The sequence below is a fragment of the Thalassobacillus devorans genome (assembly GCF_011761345.1).
GTDB classification, from domain to species: domain Bacteria; phylum Bacillota; class Bacilli; order Bacillales; family Halobacillaceae; genus Thalassobacillus; species Thalassobacillus devorans.
In genome coordinates this window covers 74,085-95,073 of sequence record NZ_JAASRY010000002.1, presented here as the reverse complement: position 1 = coordinate 95,073, position 20,989 = coordinate 74,085, and the positions used below count along the sequence as shown (strand labels likewise).

The 20,989-nt window shown below is 44.9% G+C and carries 23 protein-coding genes; 1 reads left to right on the top strand and 22 read right to left on the bottom strand.

The features are described 5' to 3' along the window. Positions 1 to 51: 51 nt before the first annotated feature. Together FHS45_RS07870 and fabZ are read right to left on the bottom strand one after the other, a co-directional pair. Entirely contained in the window at positions 52 to 315 is a 264-nt protein-coding gene (locus FHS45_RS07870) for a hypothetical protein (RefSeq protein ID WP_062442355.1), read from the bottom strand. A gap of 146 nt (positions 316 to 461) precedes the next feature. Then, positions 462 to 884: a 3-hydroxyacyl-ACP dehydratase FabZ gene (gene fabZ, locus FHS45_RS07865; RefSeq protein WP_062442357.1), complete on the bottom strand. Its 423-nt coding sequence runs from the start codon at positions 882 to 884 to the stop codon at positions 462 to 464. A gap of 165 nt (positions 885 to 1,049) precedes the next feature. Here fabZ and FHS45_RS07860 point away from each other — a divergent pair, with 165 nt between their 5' ends. Next, on the top strand, positions 1,050 to 1,196 hold the full coding sequence (locus FHS45_RS07860; protein ID WP_148350045.1) for a lmo0937 family membrane protein: 147 nt from the start codon (positions 1,050 to 1,052) through the stop codon (positions 1,194 to 1,196). A gap of 34 nt (positions 1,197 to 1,230) precedes the next feature. Here the strand turns inward: FHS45_RS07860 and FHS45_RS07855 are convergent, their stop codons facing one another. From FHS45_RS07855 to FHS45_RS07760, 20 genes are all read right to left on the bottom strand, one after another. After that, on the bottom strand, positions 1,231 to 2,289 hold the full coding sequence (locus FHS45_RS07855) for a class I SAM-dependent methyltransferase (RefSeq protein WP_062442360.1): 1,059 nt from the start codon (positions 2,287 to 2,289) through the stop codon (positions 1,231 to 1,233). Between the two features lie 6 nt (positions 2,290 to 2,295). Beyond that, positions 2,296 to 3,621: an FAD-dependent oxidoreductase gene (locus FHS45_RS07850; RefSeq protein ID WP_062442363.1), complete on the bottom strand. Its 1,326-nt coding sequence runs from the start codon at positions 3,619 to 3,621 to the stop codon at positions 2,296 to 2,298. A 177-nt stretch (positions 3,622 to 3,798) separates the two neighbouring features. Continuing rightward, entirely contained in the window at positions 3,799 to 4,110 is a 312-nt protein-coding gene (locus FHS45_RS07845) for a DNA-directed RNA polymerase subunit beta (RefSeq protein ID WP_166761383.1), read from the bottom strand. A 20-nt stretch (positions 4,111 to 4,130) separates the two neighbouring features. Next, positions 4,131 to 4,961, bottom strand: coding sequence for a flagellar hook-basal body protein (locus FHS45_RS07840; protein ID WP_062442368.1), 831 nt, complete (start codon positions 4,959 to 4,961; stop codon positions 4,131 to 4,133). 12 nt (positions 4,962 to 4,973) lie between these two features. Then, entirely contained in the window at positions 4,974 to 5,792 is an 819-nt protein-coding gene (locus tag FHS45_RS07835; RefSeq protein ID WP_062442370.1) for a flagellar hook-basal body protein, read from the bottom strand. 27 nt (positions 5,793 to 5,819) lie between these two features. Further along, positions 5,820 to 6,824, bottom strand: coding sequence for a rod shape-determining protein (gene mreB, locus FHS45_RS07830; RefSeq protein WP_062442373.1), 1,005 nt, complete (start codon positions 6,822 to 6,824; stop codon positions 5,820 to 5,822). 167 nt (positions 6,825 to 6,991) lie between these two features. Continuing rightward, on the bottom strand, positions 6,992 to 7,279 hold the full coding sequence (gene spoIIID / locus FHS45_RS07825; protein WP_062442375.1) for a sporulation transcriptional regulator SpoIIID: 288 nt from the start codon (positions 7,277 to 7,279) through the stop codon (positions 6,992 to 6,994). 337 nt (positions 7,280 to 7,616) lie between these two features. Continuing rightward, a complete protein-coding gene (gene spoIIQ / locus FHS45_RS07820) occupies positions 7,617 to 8,543 on the bottom strand; it encodes a stage II sporulation protein SpoIIQ (RefSeq protein ID WP_062442378.1) in 927 nt (308 codons plus the stop codon). 225 nt (positions 8,544 to 8,768) lie between these two features. Continuing rightward, positions 8,769 to 9,800 (bottom strand): stage II sporulation protein D, encoded by a 1,032-nt coding sequence (gene spoIID / locus FHS45_RS07815; protein WP_062442381.1) that lies wholly within the window; start codon positions 9,798 to 9,800, stop codon positions 8,769 to 8,771. A gap of 256 nt (positions 9,801 to 10,056) precedes the next feature. Beyond that, on the bottom strand, positions 10,057 to 11,367 hold the full coding sequence (gene murA, locus FHS45_RS07810) for a UDP-N-acetylglucosamine 1-carboxyvinyltransferase (protein ID WP_062442383.1): 1,311 nt from the start codon (positions 11,365 to 11,367) through the stop codon (positions 10,057 to 10,059). 34 nt (positions 11,368 to 11,401) lie between these two features. Further along, complete coding sequence (locus FHS45_RS07805) at positions 11,402 to 12,121, bottom strand: YwmB family TATA-box binding protein (RefSeq protein WP_062442386.1); 720 nt, start codon at positions 12,119 to 12,121, stop codon at positions 11,402 to 11,404. A gap of 91 nt (positions 12,122 to 12,212) precedes the next feature. Then, complete coding sequence (locus tag FHS45_RS07800) at positions 12,213 to 12,410, bottom strand: DUF1146 family protein (RefSeq protein WP_341829891.1); 198 nt, start codon at positions 12,408 to 12,410, stop codon at positions 12,213 to 12,215. Between the two features lie 244 nt (positions 12,411 to 12,654). Next, on the bottom strand, positions 12,655 to 14,160 hold the full coding sequence (nuoN, locus tag FHS45_RS07795) for an NADH-quinone oxidoreductase subunit NuoN (protein ID WP_062442388.1): 1,506 nt from the start codon (positions 14,158 to 14,160) through the stop codon (positions 12,655 to 12,657). Positions 14,161 to 14,164: 4 nt separating this feature from the next. Continuing rightward, the gene (locus FHS45_RS07790) at positions 14,165 to 15,637 is read right to left on the bottom strand and encodes a complex I subunit 4 family protein (RefSeq protein WP_062442391.1); all 1,473 of its coding nucleotides are present in this window, start codon (positions 15,635 to 15,637) and stop codon (positions 14,165 to 14,167) included. Continuing rightward, entirely contained in the window at positions 15,634 to 17,499 is a 1,866-nt protein-coding gene (gene nuoL / locus FHS45_RS07785) for an NADH-quinone oxidoreductase subunit L (RefSeq protein ID WP_062442394.1), read from the bottom strand. Before nuoL ends, FHS45_RS07790 begins: the two co-directional genes overlap by 4 nt. A 51-nt stretch (positions 17,500 to 17,550) precedes the next feature. After that, entirely contained in the window at positions 17,551 to 17,865 is a 315-nt protein-coding gene (nuoK, locus tag FHS45_RS07780; RefSeq protein ID WP_062442396.1) for an NADH-quinone oxidoreductase subunit NuoK, read from the bottom strand. Continuing rightward, entirely contained in the window at positions 17,862 to 18,377 is a 516-nt protein-coding gene (locus FHS45_RS07775; RefSeq protein WP_062442400.1) for an NADH-quinone oxidoreductase subunit J, read from the bottom strand. The genes nuoK and FHS45_RS07775 overlap by 4 nt, the downstream gene beginning before the upstream one ends. Next, complete coding sequence (gene nuoI, locus FHS45_RS07770; protein WP_062442402.1) at positions 18,374 to 18,793, bottom strand: NADH-quinone oxidoreductase subunit NuoI; 420 nt, start codon at positions 18,791 to 18,793, stop codon at positions 18,374 to 18,376. The genes FHS45_RS07775 and nuoI overlap by 4 nt, the downstream gene beginning before the upstream one ends. 76 nt (positions 18,794 to 18,869) lie before the next feature. Then, entirely contained in the window at positions 18,870 to 19,889 is a 1,020-nt protein-coding gene (gene nuoH, locus FHS45_RS07765; protein ID WP_062442405.1) for an NADH-quinone oxidoreductase subunit NuoH, read from the bottom strand. Continuing rightward, positions 19,889 to 20,989 (bottom strand): NADH-quinone oxidoreductase subunit D, encoded by a 1,101-nt coding sequence (locus FHS45_RS07760; RefSeq protein WP_062442407.1) that lies wholly within the window; start codon positions 20,987 to 20,989, stop codon positions 19,889 to 19,891. The genes nuoH and FHS45_RS07760 overlap by 1 nt, the downstream gene beginning before the upstream one ends.

Genomic DNA, 20,989 nt, shown 5'->3' with positions numbered 1-20,989 from the left:
CAAAGAAGACGCCTGCTGATCCATTGCAGGCGTCTTCCTTTTCGCTTGGAATTATTCGTTATTTTCATCGTCTTCCATTGTATCTTCGTTCGTCATGTCTTCCTCAGGGGCTTCTTCATCTGTATCTGCATCCCCATTTTCCTCATCTTTGTTTTCTTCTTCATCCATTTCGCCATTTTCTTCTTCGCCCATGTCAGCTTCTTCATTTTGCTCTGTGTCGTTTTCACCTGCATCATCTTCCTCTGTGGCACAAGCACCTAACAGGAAGATCGCCAATGTTGCAGCACCAAATTTCATCCACCATTTATTAAGCATCTTTTATTCCTCCTAATTATTTAGTTCACGCCTATCTTTCCCAAATCGGAAAAAATAAACCATATTTAGGAGGGATTTTTTTAATGGGTAGACGAAGAGTAGAGCAAACATCATTCAATATCGATCAAAAAACAGGCCACTCCCCATTATTTCAACGCAAACATGATTTCTGCCTCACAGGCCAGTTCGCCATCGACCGTTGCTTTCGCTTTTCCTTTGCCCATCGGTCCCTTGGCGCGAACAATCTCGACCTCCAGTTTCAAGCGATCGCCAGGCTGCACCTGACGTTTAAAACGGCATTTATCGATACCCGTGAAAAAAGCAAGCTTTCCCTGATTATCTTCTTTTTTCAGCATAGCGACAGCACCAACCTGCGCTAATGCTTCTACGATCAATACACCAGGCATAACCGGATATTCCGGGAAGTGGCCTTCAAAAAACGGTTCATTCACGGTGACATTTTTGTAGCCAGTCGCTTTTTCCCCTTCTACGACTTCTTCAATCTGATCAATTAACAAAAATGGATAGCGGTGCGGGATAATCTCTTTGATTTCGTTTATATTCATCATAGGTAAATCTCCTTTCATTTATCAACTATGCCCATTATATACATGTTCGAGCAATTCGACAAAATTTCTTATGTAACCCCTTGCCAGGTTATAGGCTTGAAAAAATAGGGAATAATTAAAGCGAACTATATTTTTCCTACCACTACATTTTAAGGAGGCCATAACATGCTGTGGACCATTCTGATTGTCCTGTTGGTCTTATGGTTATTCGGTTTGATCGGCGGAATTGCCGGAAATCTGATTCATCTGCTGCTGGTGATTGCATTAATCGTTTTTATCGTGAGACTTGTACAAGGCCGAGGAAGGCCTTAACTTAACTAAAAAAACCCTCCCGAAGAGGGTTTTTTTAGTTAGAAGATACGGATTGGACAGGAGCTTCTCTCTCCTCTTCCTGGTTTACGTCTGTCTTTTCGTCAGCTTTCGGACTGAGCCAGAATGTAAACCAGGAGCCTTCTTTGATAATCGGGTCCAAATCAAAAATATCAAAGTCTCCTTTTGCGAAAATCGTATCGAGGTCCGATTGTTTCGGCAGGGCATAGAGGTTAGAGTGTGCGACAAAGAAACTATTGAACGCGGAAGAAAACGCTTTGCCGTGCTCGGTGCCGCTGAGTGGCGTGATTACGGAAACAACGCCATCCTCCTTCAGGTTTTCATTAATTTTCTCGAGCAACCGGCTGCGTTCCTCCGGATGAATATAATGAAAAATATTATGCAGCAGAATCATATCGACTTTACCTTCATTTGGCTCCCATTCTTCAAAATCACCTACTTCAAAGCTGATATTCGGATAGTCTTTCGATTGCAGCCTGGCACTCTCGATCACTTTTTCATTGATATCGACACCAATCATTTTAATGTCAGGAAAATGGTCGGCTAGCTTCCTTAAATATCCGCCATGACCACAGCCAAGATCGACGATCGTTTCAATTTTTTGCTCGCGTACTTTCCGTTTGATTTTCCGGATGGCAAAATGCTCAAGTAAGGCCGATGTCTCCGCAACAATGCCGCCAAACTCATCATGGTCGAAGGAAGACCGTTCCTGCGAACGCATAATATTCGGATATGCAAGCAACGTGGGCAAGTGCAGTTCCATCATCTCTTTCAACAGTGCCGCCACCCCAGGGGATCCATAATCTGACATTAAGGCGCTGCACCGTTTTTGGGAGGTACGGAATTTATTGTCCTTTTCTTTCAAATGTTTTAATTCGACTCCGACCTGAACCCAGGATTCCAGCAGATCTTCCGGATAGCCAGCGCGAAATGCTACTTCTTCAATTGATGCAGGTTCCTTGAATTCATCGAATAACCCAAGCTCCGAGCCGACATAGGCGTGCCAACTGTATAAAAACGATTCATTTTTCTTCATCCATTTACGTGCCTGCATAGCTATCGTCCATTCATTCATCTATTTCTACCCCTTCCAGTTCGTGTGCTTCCAAGGATAATCATCTGTTTCATCAAAAATATAGCGTTGCTGCTGGTGATCTGTAATGTTTTTTTTGCGGACTGGCAGCATACTGCCTTGAATGGCCCGATCAACGAGGGAAAAATTCCAGATTCCCAGCCCTGACGTGTTGAGCATTTGTTTGACATGAAGCTGATCATCGTCGTACATCCGCTGCACGGCCTGCATCCTCAGTTGTCGCCACCAGGGATAAGGATACGAATAAACAAGCGCTGATAGATGGCTCAATTTCAATAAAAATGACACTCTCGGGCGACGTACCTGCTCATAGTAGGGAAGATGGCTGTGATAAGTCTTACTGTTGTGCTTACACCAGCTGAGCAGTTCTCCGAGCACGTCGGCATCCTGGATAGCAAGGTTCATCCCTTCCCCCGCCATTGGATGGACTGTATGCGCGGCGTCTCCCAAAAGCGCCATGTTGCCCCGGACGTAATGATCGACGTGATAGGTGTACGGGACCATCAGCTGGATTTGTTTCCAATCCTTGATGGCACGAACATGCTCTTTCAACCGCGGCTCCAAATCGCCGTATGCTTCATAGACATGTTCCAGTCCCTTCTCCTTAATCGCTTTGTATTGGCCAGCTTTGATTAAGAGAACTGTGCGTATTTCATTATCGGGCAAAGGGAACATCCCAAGGAAAGACTCTCTGGTAGTTACGATTTTCCCTTCCAAAAAAGATTCCGGCCGTGGAATGGTGACCGTCAAAAAATGATGGTTGTAATCCTTCCGTTTTATGGACACATCCATCGCCTGGCGCGTCGGGGAACTTCTTCCTTCAGCGCCGATATAGACATCTGCTGTTATGGCATAGGTTTCTTTTGCCTGCTTGATTTTGGCTTGGCCGTTTTCAAATCCGAGAAAACGTGCGCCAGGTATGAAATGGAAATGTTCACCATATTCACTGGCCTTGTTTCTTAAGATCTCTTTTATTTTTTCATGAGGAATCATTACCGAATAATTGTACGTACTGGCAATCCTGTTATAAGTCAGCTCCGTACTGCCAATTTCCTCAGGGGGTCTGCCGGGATTCACATCGACTTCCTGGAAGGCGAGCGTTTCGATTTTATGCCCGTATTGCAACACTTCCGGCAATAAATCCATCTGATCCAATATCGCTACTGTTTTAGGCTGGAGGAGTTCGCCTTTGTATAAGGGAGACTCATCTTTTAATTGTTCAGCGACTGTCACATGCACACCGCTGCTTGCCAATTTGACTGCCAGGGCAAGTCCTCCGACTCCTCCACCAGCTACGAAAATTTCCGTTTGCAAAATCCAACCCCCTTTTCTGACTGCTTCTACTCTATTTCCACAAAAAGCAGCCAGGGAAACGCTTTAACATACAAAACACCCCGGGTCCTCCAGAATTTGGAGGACCCGGGGTGTTTGTCAGGTGGTCATGAAAAAGTCCCGCATCTGCCGGAAATGATGGGGACTGCTTTCTATCTATCATTCTGTTTTCGTGGCGATATTCCAAATATGCTCCCACGTTTCTACCTTCAGTACATCCAGTGGATTGCCGTCACCAAGCACACCATAACCTACGATCAACCCGACAATCAATGCGAGCGCACATAAAATAGTGATGACAATCAGACGCAGCCATATCGGGAAAATCCTGCGACGTGGCAGCTTCTCCTCTTTTTTACGTGACTTTCGATTCTTTTCCTCAGCACTTTTTGCAGCTTGTTTCGTTTCAGGGTCATTTTTATATTTTTTTCTCGTCGTCGGCTGTTTTTGACCGGTAGGGTTTGTTGACATGGTTGGGTAACTCCTTACAGTTAAGATCTCAGTTGATTGACCAAGCCACTCATCTGATCGCTCAAAGAAATAGATTGGCCATTGAATTGATAGGCTCGTTGTACCATCAGCATATCCGTCATTTGTTTTTGCATATCGACATTAGAGGATTCGAGTGCACCAGTTTGTATATGTACGTCGTCAACAGCAACCTCCCGGATGATTTCATCTGCTGCCAGATTCAGCTCATCATCTGCGGGCAGGCGGAAGGTATTGTTCTCTGAGGCTTCCAGCATCCGCGGTCGTACCGCTTCTACGATACCGATTCGCCCTTCGACAGATTGACCTTCTTCTCTGTCTACTATAATCGTACCATTTTCAGCTATTGTCAATCCATTAAAACCATCTTCAAGTACAATACGACCGTTTTCCCCAAGCACAGGCGCCCCATTGGAATCCGTCAGCATCAACTGATTGCCCCCAATCGGGTTCAAGTAAAAGTTTCCTGCTCGTGTATAACGGACCTCTGTACCCTCATCTGTCGGCATTTCTACCTGAAACATATGGTTATCCGTAAGCAAGGCAGCATCAAGACTTCGTTCCGTCGTCTGCAGCGTTCCTTTGGTTAAATCTAGTGTAACGGCACCCAATTTGGCACCGGAACCACTGCGGATGCCCTCAGGCGTCATACGAGGGACAGAGGTGTGTTTCTCATCGAGGTTGTTAATCTGCTGCATCAATAAAGATGAAAATTCTGCATTACGTGTCTTATATCCCGACGTATTGCTGTTTGCCAGGTTATTACCGATTATGTCCAGTTTTTGCTGCAGCTGTCCCATCGTAACTGCAGCCTGTATCATCGATCTCGACATCCCTGTCCCTCCTTACGTCAACCTGCCAATCTCATTGACGGCCTTGTCCATACTTTGATCATAAGCTTTCAACACCCGCTGATTCATTTCAAAATTACGGTATGTATTCATCATTTCCGTCATCGTTTTGCCGGCATCCACATTAGAACGCTCAAGATGGTTTTGCTGTACAGAAAAATTCACATCTGGCGTCTGTCTTGCATTTACCGCTTCACCTTCTTCCAGGCGGAACCAGGTATCCCCTTCTTTGACAAGGCTGTTAGCATCATTAATATAGGCGATGCCAAGCGGGGTATCATTACCCGCTATACTGATCGTGCCGTCTGAAGCTACGTCAAAATCCATCCCGCCGACATCAATCCGGCTTCCTTCCTCATCGAGAACATAATTCCCTGCCTGTGTTACCAGGTACCCTTGTCCATCCACGGTGAAATTTCCATTTCGAGTATAACGCGCTTCTCCATCCTCATGTGCAACGGTAAAATATAACGATCCCTCTCCATCAGGCAGGTCGCCGTTAACCAGCGCCATATCAGTCCCGATTCCTGTCTCCCGGATATCTCCCTGAGCAAAATCAGGCACCGTTTCCTGCAAGTATGTACCGGTATTAAGTCCACCAAGTTCCTGGTTGAACGGGACGTGCAATCCCCTGCCGGTCGGCATGCTTTTCGCTTCCATCCGCTGCATCAATAATTCCGGAAATGCGCGCATAACACCCTGGTCCGATTTATAACCAGGGGTATTGGCATTCGCCATGTTATTTGATAATGCTTCCTGGCGGCGCTGCTGGGCAATCATGCCAGAAGCAGCCGTATAGAATCCTCTCAGCAAGGGAATCGCTCCTTCCTATAAAAACCGTTACCGTCTGATTTTATTTTTGGCAATCTTATCGATGTTTTCCAGCATAATTCCAGTACCCTTCGCGACGCAGTTCATCGGCTCTTCTGCAACAAGTACAGGGACCTTCAATTCTTCTGCCAGTAACTTATCGATGCCATGAATCAACGCACCACCACCCGTGATAATGATGCCACGGTCGATGATGTCTGCTGACAATTCCGGCGGCGTGCGCTCGAGAACCGATTTAGCCGCCTGGACAATAACCATCACCGATTCATGAAGTGCTTTTTCAATTTCGGAAGAACGAACCGTGATCGTACGTGGAAGTCCGGAAACCATGTCACGTCCGCGAATATCGATTTCTTCATCACGTCCATCAGGGAAAACAGTAGCGACACTGATTTTAATTTCCTCAGCCGTACGTTCACCGATCAACAGCTTGTACTCTTTTTTAATATAACTTAGGATTTCCTGGTCGAATTTATCACCAGCCATTTTGATAGAAGAAGCCGTAACGATATCCCCCATGGAAAGGACAGCAACATCTGTCGTTCCACCACCGATATCAACGACCATGTTTCCACTCGGCTGGAAAATTTCCATGCCCGCACCGATGGCTGCCACTTTTGGCTCTTCTTCCAGATAAACTTTTTTCGCTCCGGATTTCTCTGCCGCTTCCCGGATCGCTTTTTGTTCGACTTTCGTAATATTCGTTGGACAGCATATCAACATGCGAGGCTTTGATAAAAAGCCACGCACATTGATTTTATCTATAAAATGTTTCAACATCGCTTCTGTAACGTCAAAATCAGCGATCACGCCATCTTTAAGCGGGCGGATCGCCTCTATATTACCAGGAGTACGGCCGACCATCCGGCGGGCGTCCTCCCCTACTTCCAGGACTTTTCCTGTAGTCCGATCCATTGCGACTACAGAAGGCTCATCCAGAACGATTCCTTTTCCGCGCACATGGATCAGTACATTCGCTGTACCAAGATCAATTCCGATATCTCTAGCTAGCATGTTTAGTAGATCCTCCCTGTTCAACACAAGACTTTTCTCGCATCCGTTCGAAAACATAATGCATCTAATGTTATATTCTATCATAAAAGTACGACCATCGTCGCACCTCTAATGAAAAAACTTTCCAAAATTCGAGAAAATTATACAAAAGGGAGGATCTTTTCTTTTTATTGTGAGGGCTGTACAGGCTGATTGTTTTCTGGTTGTATTTTCATCTGGTACTTACGCTTCGTGGCTTCCCCACCACGGAGATGGCGGATCTCCTTATGGTAGTCGAGGATCTTTTTTACTTGCGCGGCCATTTCAGGATTCAACTCTGGGAGCCGTTCAGTCAAATCCTTATGGACGGTACTCTTCGACACGCCGAATTCCTTCGCAATCACTCGCACTGTTTTTTTCGTTTCCACAATGTATTCCCCTATCTTGATGGTCCTCTCTTTGATGTAATCATGCACATCACTCGCCTCCTATGGTTGACTATCCAAGGTGTGTATTGAGACAAGGTGATTCACTTGGGGTATGTTATCGATGAGAAAGAGCATTTAACCGAAACTGTTTCATTTCTATGTGCGTAACGTTCACCTCGGATGCTACCGAATGCTCGGTTAATTACATCTTATTAGTGGGCTGGCAGGAATATGTATGAAAAACAAGGCGACAAGTCCTGAAATTAAGCGAAAATCGTCTTTTTGATGGTATGAGGGGAAGGACAAGTTAATGACAAAAAAATTATGCATAATATCCCAATAGGTGTACAAAATAAAAAAGCCGCGCAGGACGCGCGACTTTTTTTCAGGTTTGTGTCATGGAAATGGAGGATTCGGCATCTTCATTCATACCAGGCTCTTCTTCAACGCCTGTTTCTTCGTCACCTTCACCTGGTGCTTCTTCTTCCGCTCCAGGTTCCAGTTCTCCGATTTCCTCGTCACTTACATCTTGATTTTCTTCTTCACTCGTGGCATCTTCACCTTCAACTGATCCATCTTCATTAGCTGCATCACTGTCTTCTGCTTTTTCAGTGTTCTGTTTTTCCAGTTCACCGAAAGGCTTGCCGAAGAATGATTCAGGGTTCAAAGCTTCACCATCTTTGCGGACTTCAAAGTGTACATGAACCCCACTTGCCTGTCCGAAGATGTTTCTGCCTGAAGTACCAAGAACATCCCCTTGCTTGACTTCGGCACCAGCTTCTGTTTGTACTTCGTCAAGGCTTGCATAAACGGTTGTTACTTCCTGGCCATGATCGATTTGGACGACATTCCCGTAAAGTGGATCTTCTTTCACTTCTGTTACGGTACCACTCATCGCTGCTGTGACATCGAATTTCTCATCGTTTTTCGTGATATCGACACCTGTACTCTGATAATACTTATTGTCATATAATACAAGTGCGTTTTCCTGGTCTTCCTCAGAAGCGTCGTAGTCATAAAACTTCGTTACAATTGTAGAATTCTCCTGCTCAGCTACTGGCATCGTCAACTCTTCACTTTGTTGCATGACTGGGACAGCATCTTCATCTCCGAATGGATCTTCTGTGATCACTTCATCATTCACATTCGGATCATCCGCAAAATCAACTTCTTCTCCACGCTGCTGATACCAAAGGACTCCTGCTAAAACTAGAGCTGCAACCGAAAGATAGATTGCCGGGTACACCCACTTCTTACCTAACAAGCGTCGGAACTTAAGTTTTGTGACGCTCTTTTTTTCTTCATCTCTCATTTGTTCATCACCTCAGCAACCATTCTGAGCAAAAAATGAGAGACTTATACATCCAATCAAAAAAAATTATCATAAACTGGAAGAAAATTCAGTTAAATAAATGTAAACCAGTACCTGTGAGCCGTAGTCAGTTTAAGGTGTGGTACATTTATTCATCTATGTAAAAGCTAAATAGCTAAGGCATGAAAAAAAGCCTGCAGAATGTTTCTACAAGCTTTACTCATGTTATTCATTCGGGTTGATCATGGCCTGGAGGGTGTTGAGCTGATCCATTTCGGTGATTTCTGCTCCCTGGTAGTAATGCTGGACGATTTCTTTGTAGTCACTTCCCTGCTCAGCCATTCCGTTTGCTCCATATTGACTCATACCGACGCCATGGCCATAGCCTTTGGTGGTGAAAATCAAATGTCCATCTTTTTGTTCAATAGAAAAGTCACTGGATTTAAGACCGAGTTTTTCGCGGATCTCTCTCCCTGAAAACTCTTCACCGCCTACTTCAATACTGCTGACACGATTGCCTTCTGTTTTATTGATCCGGGAGGCGGTTACATCGACAGGAAATGTAATGCCGAGCTTAGCTTCCACCTCTTGTACAGAGAGAACTTTCTGATCGAGAAACTTAGGGGATTGTTTATCCCATGGACTTTCAACGCTTTTCAAATAGGGATAAGGGTTCTTCCAATAATCTTCCGAGTTTTCGGTATACCCATTGCTCGTTGAGAAAAAAGCAGCAAAAATCGGTTTTTCTTCATAGGTTATAATCTCTCCTGCAGTTTCTCGAACTGCCTGATTGATTTTGCTCATCTTGGTGTCAAACTCTGCTTTCCATTGGTTGCGTAACTCCGATTCATTTTTGTACACTTGATGATCCACGGTATCGGTGACATCAGCCTGATCCGACACTCCTTCTCCGTTGGAGTAATGCTGTACGATATACGTTCTTGCCGCCAAAGCCTGTGCTTTTAAGGCTTCTGGTTGAAAATCTGCCGGCATTTCCGAGGCGACCACCCGGGCGACATATTGTTCCAGCGGTACTTCTTCCACCTTGTTCGTATTGGTGCGCAGGACATCGATGTTAAAAGGGGAAAGGTCTTCCGGAAGTTCTACCAGTTCCGGCAGCTCTTCCTGCTTTTCTTCGGCGATGCGCTGTTCCTTGTCTGAGTCGATAAATGGTAAGACGATCAGTGTAGGAATAATGAGTATCATCAGTAATAAAAAAGAAAATGTGATCAATCCTGGCCGTTTCCAATTTTTCATCCCATGCCCTCCTGCTAGAACGTTAATAGATGTCTCTAGTAAATATTTATACAGAAAAAGGATATGGTAGAACCTTTTTAGTCACATGTCCTCAGAAAAACTTAGTTTTTATCCAATTCAAGCTGTATGTAATTAGAAAAAACTTGGATTGTCGCCAAGGATGAAAAAATTACGTTCTCATATTAAGCTTTCTTAAAGTATAAAAAAAGCTCACCCTGCCAATTAAAGCGAGGGTAAGCTTCCATATTTCTTGTTATTAAGACGTAGCTTGCACGGAATCTTCGGCTGTTTCTTGTTCGCTTGCAGGATTATCATTGATGCGCTCAATGTCAGCTCCAAGCTGTGCCAACTTATCTGCAAAGTCGACATATCCGCGGTCCAAGTGCTTCAATTCAGTTACACGTGTATAACCATCAGCTACGAGACCAGCAAGTATCAAAGCGGCTCCTGCACGCAAGTCGGTAGCAGCTACTTCCGCACCCTGTAGGTCGGATGGGCCTTCAATGATTACACTGCGTCCTTCGATTTTCATTTTGGCATTCATGCGGCGGAATTCTTCCACATGCATGAACCTGTTTTCAAAGACTGTCTCCGTGATCACACTTGTTCCTTTAGCAGAAAGCATCAACGCCATGATTTGTGACTGCATATCTGTCGGGAAACCTGGGTGAGGCTGAGTTTTGATATCAACTGCTTTTAAATGGTTTGGTCCGATGACACGAAGGCCATCTTCCTCTTCTTCAATGATGACACCCATTTCCTGCATTTTAGAAACAAGGGAACGCAGGTGCTCAGCTTCTGCTCCCTTAACAAGCACGTTTCCTTTCGTGATAGCTGCTGCTACCATGAACGTACCTGCTTCGATACGGTCAGGGATAATCGTGTGCTCCGCACCTTTAAGCTTATCCACTCCGGTGATACGAATCGTCTCTGTACCAGCGCCTACGATTTTAGCTCCCATCTTATTCAGGAAGTTTGCTAAATCGACAATCTCCGGCTCTTTGGCACAGTTTTCCAGAATTGTTTTACCATCGGCAAGCGCTGCGGCCATCATGATGTTTTCTGTTGCACCGACACTCGGTACATCCATGTAAATCTTGGCACCTTTCAAGCGCCCGTCAGCGTTTACTTCGACGAAGCCATTGCCAACATTGACTTTGGCTCCCATCGCTTCAAAACCTTTTAAATGCTGGTCGATCGGGCGGGATCCAATTGCACAACCGCCTGGCATAGCGACCTTAGCATGACCATACCGGGCCAAAAGTGGTCCCAGTACAAGTACAGAAGCACGCATCTTACGTACAAATTCAAATGGAGCCTCTGTTTTAATATCGCCAGAAGCGTCAACGGTAACTGTATTGTTTTCAAATCCTACTTCAGCGTTAATATTGCGTAAAACTTCATTTATAGTAACTACATCAGCTAATGCTGGAACTTCATGAAGGACACTTTTTCCTTCACTTGCAATTATACTTGCTGCGATGACAGGCAGTACGGCATTCTTGGCGCCTTCAACTTTCACGGTGCCATTCAGCTGCCTCCCACCACGGACGATGATTTTTTCCACGGTTCATTCTCCTCCGAGTCCATATTCATTATTATTAATATTCAGACGTGATTATTGGTGTGCCTATTGTAATGCTTGTCTTTGCGCCCAAACCTTTGCGGACAGCAAATTGGACATTCATGGCACCTTCTGGCAGCGGGATCGTCTGCTCCCACTCTGGTGTATATCCGGAAATACTGGTAAAATCAGTTTCATTTATCGATTCGATTGTTTTTATGTCTAGGGCTTGTCTTAATTTTTGATACACTAAAACATCATCAATAATACCATTAAATTCAGCTTTTGCACAAGAGAAAATAGCGACATTTTCTGTGAAGATTCGACCTTTTTTAACAAAAAAATAATTTGTTAAATAATGTTCACTTACTTCCCCCCAGCTTGTCCCTGTTATTTTATAAATGAGTTCGATATGATTGCTCTTTTCCCTTGGGACAATGACAATAAACTTTTCGATGATCCCTTCCTTTTTTTGTGGGTTAGTCATCGTGTATTTAATGCTGTTACGATCAGAAGTCTGCTGCCATTTAGCTTCTGGCAGTTCTTTTTTTATTTGTGTTTTGAGCTCCTGCAAGTGCTGGGACGGGAATGACTCTTTTGCCATTACTTCCCATCCGTCCACCTCAATGCCTTGGGTTTGTAAATGAGCAGTAATGGCATAAAGTGGCAGTTCTTCTGTGTTTTTGACCCCTGCGAAAGTTTCCAAATCTGTACTTAACACCAAAGCGACAACCAGGATGATCAACAGTCTTCTCATCGTAACAACCCTCTCCTTGATAGATTACTATTTTCATTGTTTCCAAGGAGAGGTTATTGCATACGGTTTATTTCTCAACATGAAACGACAATCAGAACAGATGGACCAATTGCTGCGACCATTGAAGAAAATCAAGGAAGAAACGGCTGACGCTGGTACCAATTGTGATGGTAACCAGAATCATCAATACCCTGACTTCAAATACATGATCTTTACGGACCCACCCTTCCAGCTTTATCGCCTGAAGGACCCTCCAGGTAATAATGATGAAAATCAGATGAGAAACCATGCCGGCTAAAGCCTGTTGACCAGCCTGCTGTAAAAAAGTATCTAACATATTCCTATACACCTCTTCAATTTCATTTCCCTTATTGACTTTAATCCTTTCCAAACATGCCATGGAGAAATGAAATTGTCAAACCAGCGGATATCCTAGTCTACTACTACCTTTATTTCACTCGCTGTAAACATTCTGAAACGAAAAAATCCCCCGTCAGATGCAAAACCTGCATCTCCGGAGGAATAGATGTTTTTCAATAGAACATTTCTGCAAAGTTAAACTGAGTTTGGAAGAAGTCTAACACCACTCCAGGGAATAAACCCAGGGTAATGGTACCTGCCGCACAGAAGACCATGGCAATCGTAACTCCAACCGGCATCCTTATCGGTACAGCACTTCCCGACGGACGCATGAACATTTGTGCCATAACGCCAAAATAATAGAAGTAGGAAATGACTGTTGTTCCCATCATGACCGCCGCCAATATGTAGCGGGATGGATCCGAGAAGAGAGCTCCTATGAAAATATTCAACTTCCCAATAAAACCTGCTGTACCAGGAATCCCGGCTAATGATAATAAGAAGATCGTCATCATGACTGCCATCCATGGCCTGCGGTAGAAGAGTCCGGCGAAGATGGATATATCTTCTGAATGGCTATGCTCACTCATGACCTGGATGACGGCAAACGCTCCTATGTTCATCAGCAAGTAGGCCGCCAAATAAAACCACATGCTCTCAAACATCATCTCAGAGAAAGCTACGAAAGGAACCAATAGATAACCAGCGTGAGCAATACTTGAATAGGCGAACAGCCGCTTTATGTTTCTTTGTTTCAAGGCAACGGTGTTCCCGGCTATCATAGTTATTCCTGCCAACACGCTAATGAATATCATCATCGATTGCAATAGGGAAGTATTCGCTTCTAATCCTTGCGCGAATGGAAAAACACTCAGTAAGACGCGAAGGATGATGACAAACCCTGCCGTTTTCGATACGACACTCAAGAAAACGGTAACCGGAATAGGTGCTCCCTGATAGACATCTGGGGCCCACATTTGAAAAGGGACAGTGGAAATCTTGAATGCCAGCCCGACAAAAGTCAGGATAAAAGCGACACTTAATAAAACCAATCCATTTTCCGGCGCAATATTCGATATTTCCCGGGAAATGTCGGCAAGATTCGTACTTCCTGTCAATCCATAGATGTAACTGAGTCCGAATAATGTAAAAGCACTTGAAATTCCGCCATTGATGACATATTTCATTGCCGCTTCATTTGATTGTGTCGATTTCTTCCTTGTTCCCGCCAGGATATAAGAAGAGATGGACAGTAATTCTAATCCAACAAACAATGTGATCAAGTCAGCGCTGCTTGCCATCATCATAGCGCCAAGCAATGCACTCATGAGTAAGTAATAGAATTCCCCGCGGTAGAGCAATTCACCTTTCGCTTCATAGGAAACTCCCATCAATAGTACCAGCAGCGCTCCGATGAGAAGGAGAATTTTGAAACTCAAGGAAAATGCATCCAGCCTGTAGGTGTTAGCAAGAATCATGGCAGGCTCATGTCCTATTTGACTGAAAAGAAAAAACAGGGCGATTCCGATACCTGCTGCGCCAAACCAGCCGAACAGCTTACGGTCGATCTTTTTATCAGCGAATAAATCTACTAAGGATAAGACGGTAGCAATAATCAATATGGTGAACTCTGGGGCCATCATACTCCATTCATAACTTAACAATGTTTCCATATCCATAAGCTTACCCTCCTATCCCTGGCATGATAGATTCTAAAGTCAACTGCAGTGTATGAGTGATAATGGCAGGGTAGATACCAATCAATACAATTAATGCAAGCAAGGCAGCAGCTGGAATCATCTCTATTCTCGTCAAATCATACATTCCTGTAAAAGCCTTGATTGTTTTTCCATAGGTTACACCGAGAACTGCCCGTAAAATGTAGACAGCGGTCATAATTATTCCGAGCGTACCGATTGCAGCTATCCATGGCATCGTTTCGAATAGCCCAAGGAACGCCATGAACTCGGATACAAACCCGCTCATTCCCGGCAGCCCTAATGACGCCATTGCTGCTGCCAGTAAGAACCCTGCCGCGAGCGGCATCCGTTTGGCTAATCCGCCGAGACTGCTGAGTTTTGTGGTATGTGTTCGCTGATGGATAATGCCAACCAGTAAAAATAATAAGGCTGCAATCAACCCGTGTGACAATGTCTGGAAAATAGCTCCTTGAATTCCAGCTTCGTTCATTGCTGCTACCCCAAGTAATACGATACCCATATGAGAAACACTGGAATAAGCGAACACACTTTTCAATTCATTTTGCACAAAAGCGAGGAACGCCCCGTACAATAAATTAATCAAGCCAAGTATTGCAATGAACGGCGCCACTTTTGCAAATTGATCTCCGAATATTCCCAGACCAAAGTTGATTAAGCCGTAGGCACCGATTTTGAGTAAAATGCCTGCGTGAATCATCACGACTGCGATCGGTGCATGAACATGGACTCTCACCATCCAGGTATGCAATGGAACGATTGGCAGTTTGACTCCAAATGCGACTAATAGTGCCAGCATACTTCCATAACGGAATTCTTCACTAACTGCCTCACTGCTTGCCATAATAGCTTTCAACTCTTCAATATTGGTGGTTCCTGTTTTTGCAAAGATTGCAGCAAACAAAATCAACAGGATTGCTGAACCTAAGCCGTTGTATATGAGGAAGCTATAGGCTGCCTTTTCTCGTTCGACAAAGCCCCATCGGCCAATCAGGAAAAACATTGGAACCAGGGTTATTTCAAAGAATATAAAGAACAAAATCAGGTTCTCTGCTGTGAATACACCAAGCATCCCGATTTCCAGAATGAGGAACCAGAGGAAATATGCCTTCAATCCTTGCTTAATCTGAGCAGCTGCCACACTCGCTGACAGCGTTGATACGATTGTAGTCAGTAATATCAGTAACAAAGAGAATCCATCAATGCCAAGTTCATAGTTGGCCTGGAACATTCCACCACCAAAGTTGATCCAGCCATGAGAAACTCCCAGGTTTCCTCCTCCATGAAACTGTGCGTAGACTACTAACGATAATAAGAGCGGCAGGACTGTTGCGAGAATTCCCGTAAGGCTTACCGTTTTCCTTTCTGCAGACTGAACACTTAAAATCAAAATACCAATCAACGGGGAGAAAATCATTAACGTTAACCAATCCATCATAGGTACCCCCCTGTCCAGACGACGAGGAAGACAAGAATAGCAAGGCCGATGAATGCTATAGCACCATATGTCTGCACTTGCCCCGACTGCAGTTTCGAGCCGAGGCTTCCGGCAGCTCGGGTAACTCCCGAGACGGCTGCTACAATGACTTCCACAATGTATTTTTCTATGAAGCTTCCAAGATAACCCACTGCGCGTGCGGCGTATTCGACGGTATATTGATAGAATTCATCTATAAAGTATTTGTTAAAGACCAACGTATAGGTTGCAGGCATATGACTGGATAAAAAGTCACGTTGCAACGATTTTTTATAATAGATAAGGTAGGCAAGGCCGATACCAGCAAAAGCAATCAAGCTTGCCGCCATCATCACCCATACCGGGCCCTCATGATGTTCAAATGGAAGAAATTCGCTGTCCCCTGCCAGCCAATCCCCTAAAAACGTTCCAAACCAGGGAGTATTGATGTAACCGGAAAAAGCTGCCAGGAATGCGAGCACCACCATCGGGATTGTCATCGAACGTGGTGATTCACGTACTTCTGTAACCTCAGAGCGATGTTCCCCAGTGAATACCATGAAGAATAACCGGAACATATAAAAAGCTGTAAAGAATGCGGCTACAAGTCCGATGATAAACAATCCATAACGTCCGTCGTACCAGGTTGCCAGTAGAATCTCATCTTTACTGAAGAACCCGGAGAACAGCGGCACGCCACTAATGGCAAGCGTACCGATTAAAAATACAGGACCTGTGATCCGCATTTTAGTCCATAGCCCGCCCATCTTTTCTATATTCTGGTTGTGTACTGCATGGATGACACTTCCTGCTGCTAAGAACAATAATGCTTTGAAGAAGGCGTGGGTCATTAAATGAAAGACACCCGCCACATATCCCGCTGCACCTAGAGCCATCATCATGTAACCCAGCTGAGAAACGGTAGAATAAGCCAACACCCGTTTGATATCTGTTTGTACAAGGCCGATGGTTGCGGCAAAGATTGCTGTAAATCCACCAACAACAGCCACAACTGTCATAGCTGCAGGACTTGCTTCAAATACCGGGAACAATGCTGCAACAAGATAAACACCTGCCGCTACCATGGTCGCCGCGTGAATCAAGGCGGATACAGGCGTTGGCCCTTCCATGGCGTCAGGTAGCCAGGTATGAAGCGGGAATTGACCTGATTTCCCTACTGCCCCGACAAAGATGAGAATAGCGATCAGCGTCAGTAATCCTTCCGGCACTTCTCCTCCACCGACAGCGGTAAAAATGTCGTTGAATTCGAGACTGCCGACCTGCCAGAATAAGAGAATCATCCCGATAAGTAATCCGACATCGCCGATCCTCGTCATGATAAACGCTTTTTTTGCCGCTGCTTTTGCTTCTTCCTTATAAAAGTAGAAGCCGATCAACAGGAACGAACCGACACCGACTAATTCCCAGAATATATACAACTGTAAAAGGTTTGGTGAGATCACCAATGCCAGCATCGCAAAGGTGAACAATCCGAGATAGCTGTAAAATGTCGTCAGTCGTTCATCACTATGCATATAGCCTTTGGAATAAATATGTACAAGAAAACTGACGAGTGATACGATGACAAGCATTAATGCATTTAGCGGCGTGACAACTACTCCAAAGCGAAATTCCAACTGGCCGATTGTAAGCCAGACCATTTCCGCTCCACCGCTTCCATTTGCCATTTGCGTAAAAAGCACGATGACAGAAAGCAGGAAAGAAACCCCTGTAAAACCGATGCCTACATGGCTGCTCATTTCCTTCCACTGTTTTCCGAAGAAAAGGAGTAAAAGGAAGGACAGCAATGGAAACAAAGGGATCAACCATGCATTTTCTAACATCCTGACACAACTCCCTTCTGTTCCAGGTTTGCAATTGAACCGATAAGGAACCTAGTGCTTCATCGTATTCATCTCATCGATCTGCACTGTCGAGCGGTTCCGGTAAAGTGCGATTAGAATCGCAAGGCCGACAGCAGCTTCCGCAGCTGCTACGGTGATGGTGAATAACGAAAAAATCTGACCGGTTATACCCGGATTAATGCCATACTTACTGAATGCGACCAAATTGATATTGACCGCATTCAACATCAGTTCAATCGAAATCAGGACGATCACTGTATTCTTTTTTGTCAAAGCACCGAAGAGGCCAATACAAAATAGCACTAGAGCTAAAAGAAGATAGGCATTGACTGGTATGGCACTCATTTTTGCTCCGCCTCCTCCTCGTCATCCCGTTTAGCCAAAATGATTGCGCCTACTAAAGATACGAGCAGGACCACAGACATCAATTCAAACGGGATGATATATTTGCTGTACAATTCGATACCGATCTGCTTTGTGTTTTCCACATGCAGACTGGTCGCCTGGTCGCCGAATGACACCTGGTTGATCGAAAAGTACATCGTAAAGAAAAATAATACTACTCCAGCACCGACAACCATATTTCTTGTCCGGTTGCCTTTTGTTTTTTGGGTATCGTTATGCCGTGTGAGCATGATGCCGAAAATCATGATGATCGTAATAGCACCGGAGTAGATCAGTACTTGCGCAATAGCAACAAATTCAGCTGATAACAGGACGTATAATCCGGCAATAGCAAGAAAAGTAAGGACGAGTGAAAGCAGCATGTGGATGACTTTGGTTAGGTTCAGCATCAGAATGCCACCTAAAATCGCAAGCAATGCCAGAACTAGAAAGGCGAATAATTCTCCACTCATGCTTTATTCTCCTCTCTGATGTTCTGATCATTTTCATCCAGCCACTCCAGGTTTTTAAACAGATCGTCACGAGAGTACTCCGCCAGTTCAAAATTGTTCGTCATAACGATTGCTTCTGTCGGACATACCTCCGTGCAGAGATCACATAAAATGCAGATTTCAAAGTTGATGTCATACGTGTCGATGACTTTTCCTTTTTTATCAGGGTCCGGGTGTTTTTTCCCTGTCAACTGGATACAATCTGTCGGGCAGATGTTGGCGCACTGGTTGCAGACAATACATTTTTCCGGGTAGAACTTTTGGATGCCCCGGAAACGATCCGGCATCGGCACCGGCTCATCAGGATACTGGTAGGTCATTTTTTCCCTTGTCATATTTTTCAGGGTATATTTGAGACCTTTCGCTAAACCAAGCATATGTTCAGCCCCCTTTCAGTTGGTATGCTGTACCTTTTTTTGAAAACCTGGCTTATCGCAAAGCAAGACGAAAATATTAGAAAAACAGCTCTTTGATAATCGCTGTTACAAAAATATTCGCTAAAGCGATTGGAAGCAGTACTTTCCAGCCAAATTCCATCAACTGGTCTGCGCGCAGTCGAGGAAAAGTCACACGCAGCCACATGAAGAAGAAAACAACGACGATGAATTTCATTGTGAACCACACCGCTCCAAGTCCGATGTCGTTCAGGCCTATCCCTGGAATTGGTGCATTCCACCCGCCAAGGAATAACACAGTAATCAACGCAGAAAGTGCAAATAGATAGACATATTCCGCCAGCATGAAGAAGGCGAAACGAAATCCTGAGTACTCTACATGGTAACCGGCTACCAGCTCTGACTCCGCTTCTGGAAGGTCAAACGGTGTCCGATTGAGTTCTGCCGTCCCGGCGATCAGGAAAATGATGAACGCGACCGGCTGTAAGAAGACGAAAGCTACATGCTCTTGATAAACAACGATGTCATAAAGGTTTAGACTGCCTGTAAACAGGATGATCCCCACCACGGACATCACTAACGGAATCTCATAGGATATCATCTGGGCAGCGGCACGCATGCCCCCCATCAGGGCATATTTATTATTAGAAGCCCACCCTGCTGTTACAATGCCGATCGTGGATATACCAGAAATCGCAATGTAATACAGCAACCCGACACCGATATCTGAAAATTTGAATGCCGGTGTAAATGGTATGACCACCAATACTAAAAAGGCAGGCGCATAAGCAATCATCGGTGCCAGAATGAAAAGTGGTTTATCCGCTTGCTTAGGCATCGTGTCTTCTTTTATCAACAGTTTCAGTACATCAGCCACACTTTGCAGCAGGCCGAAGCGTCCACCGACACGGTTGGGGCCGTGTCTCAGCTGCATGAAACCCATTACTTTTCGTTCTGCCAGAATGGCAAAAGTTACGAAACCAAGTCCAATCCCCAGCATGGCAACACCAAGTGACAGGAAAATGGCCATGTTCCCCCAGCCTGGCTGGGATTGCAAAACGGAATCGATCCAGGTCATCAGCCATCCACCTCCCCTAAGACGATATCCACCCCTCCGAGAATCGTGATCAAGTTGGCCATGTTTTCCCCTTCGAGCAGTTTAGGGAGAATTTGAAGGTTGTAAAAAGACGGCCTTCTGAATTTAATTCGGTATGGTTCTTTTTTTCCTTCACTGGCAATATAACAGCCGATCTCTCCACGAGGCGATTCAATTCTGACAAAAGCCTCCCCTTTAGGAGCTTTTATAATCCGTGGTACTTTTGCCATGAACTTACCATCATCCGGAATCTGCTCGACAGCCTGTTCAATTATTTTCAAAGACTCTTCGATTTCTGCCAGTCGGCATTGGTAGCGCGCCCAGGCATCTCCTCCATCTCGTGTGATGACGTCGAAGTCGAAGCGATCATAGATGGAATACGGCTCGTGCTTCCTGAGGTCCCAATCGACCCCGGTACATCTCAAATTTGCTCCGCTAAGCGAATATTGCAGGGCATCTTCTTTGGTATAACGTCCGACACCCTTCACACGGTTTAAAAAGATTTCGTTTCCTGTCACCAGGTCATGGTAGCCAGCCAGCTGTTCTCTCATGTAAGGTACGAAATCGCGCACTTTATCAATCCAGCCTTCTGGAGCGTCCCATTTGACCCCGCCGACACGCATATAATTGAATGTCAGCCTGCCACCGGAAAGTTCATTCAACAGGTTGATGATCGCTTCCCGTTCGCGGAAAGCATAAAGGAAAGGGCTTACCGCCCCGATATCCAATAAATATGTACCGAACCAGACCAAATGACTGGCTACTCTTCCAAGTTCCATTGCCAACACCCGTAAATATTCGGCGTGATCCGGAAGTTCAAGCCCCATCATCGTTTCAACGGCGTGGCAAATGACATAGTTGTTTGTCATTGCTGATAAGTAATCCATCCGGTCTGTATATGGAATAATTTGTGTATATTGTAAATCCTCCGCAAGCTTTTCGGTCCCCCGGTGAAGATAACCGATGACCGGTGTCGCTTCCTTGATGATTTCCCCATCGACTTTGATGACAAGGCGGAACACACCATGGGTGCTCGGGTGCTGCGGGCCTACGTTAAGCATCATTTCTTCAGTTCTGATCAT

Excerpts from the sequence above, each read along its gene's own strand:
- FHS45_RS07760 (WP_062442407.1), bottom strand. The coding sequence starts at position 20,989 with ATGATCAGAACTGAAGAAATGATGCTTAACGTAGGCCCGCAGCACCCG.
- mreB (WP_062442373.1), bottom strand. The coding sequence starts at position 6,824 with ATGCTAGCTAGAGATATCGGAATTGATCTTGGTACAGCGAATGTACTG.
- fabZ (WP_062442357.1), bottom strand. The coding sequence starts at position 884 with ATGATGAATATAAACGAAATCAAAGAGATTATCCCGCACCGCTATCCA.
- FHS45_RS07800 (WP_341829891.1), bottom strand. The coding sequence starts at position 12,410 with ATGGTTTCTCATCTGATTTTCATCATTATTACCTGGAGGGTCCTTCAG.
- spoIID (WP_062442381.1), bottom strand. The coding sequence starts at position 9,800 with ATGAAAAATTGGAAACGGCCAGGATTGATCACATTTTCTTTTTTATTA.
- FHS45_RS07790 (WP_062442391.1), bottom strand. The coding sequence starts at position 15,637 with ATGATGGATTGGTTAACGTTAATGATTTTCTCCCCGTTGATTGGTATT.
- FHS45_RS07840 (WP_062442368.1), bottom strand. The coding sequence starts at position 4,961 with ATGTCGAGATCGATGATACAGGCTGCAGTTACGATGGGACAGCTGCAG.
- FHS45_RS07860 (WP_148350045.1), top strand. The coding sequence starts at position 1,050 with ATGCTGTGGACCATTCTGATTGTCCTGTTGGTCTTATGGTTATTCGGT.
- spoIIQ (WP_062442378.1), bottom strand. The coding sequence starts at position 8,543 with ATGAGAGATGAAGAAAAAAAGAGCGTCACAAAACTTAAGTTCCGACGC.
- nuoK (WP_062442396.1), bottom strand. The coding sequence starts at position 17,865 with ATGAGTGCCATACCAGTCAATGCCTATCTTCTTTTAGCTCTAGTGCTA.
- FHS45_RS07870 (WP_062442355.1), bottom strand. The coding sequence starts at position 315 with ATGCTTAATAAATGGTGGATGAAATTTGGTGCTGCAACATTGGCGATC.
- nuoI (WP_062442402.1), bottom strand. The coding sequence starts at position 18,793 with ATGCTTGGTTTAGCGAAAGGTCTCAAATATACCCTGAAAAATATGACA.
- nuoN (WP_062442388.1), bottom strand. The coding sequence starts at position 14,160 with ATGGATATGGAAACATTGTTAAGTTATGAATGGAGTATGATGGCCCCA.
- FHS45_RS07845 (WP_166761383.1), bottom strand. The coding sequence starts at position 4,110 with ATGTCAACAAACCCTACCGGTCAAAAACAGCCGACGACGAGAAAAAAA.
- FHS45_RS07805 (WP_062442386.1), bottom strand. The coding sequence starts at position 12,121 with ATGAGAAGACTGTTGATCATCCTGGTTGTCGCTTTGGTGTTAAGTACA.
- nuoL (WP_062442394.1), bottom strand. The coding sequence starts at position 17,499 with ATGTTAGAAAATGCATGGTTGATCCCTTTGTTTCCATTGCTGTCCTTC.
- FHS45_RS07855 (WP_062442360.1), bottom strand. The coding sequence starts at position 2,289 with ATGAATGAATGGACGATAGCTATGCAGGCACGTAAATGGATGAAGAAA.
- FHS45_RS07775 (WP_062442400.1), bottom strand. The coding sequence starts at position 18,377 with ATGAGTGGAGAATTATTCGCCTTTCTAGTTCTGGCATTGCTTGCGATT.
- nuoH (WP_062442405.1), bottom strand. The coding sequence starts at position 19,889 with ATGACCTGGATCGATTCCGTTTTGCAATCCCAGCCAGGCTGGGGGAAC.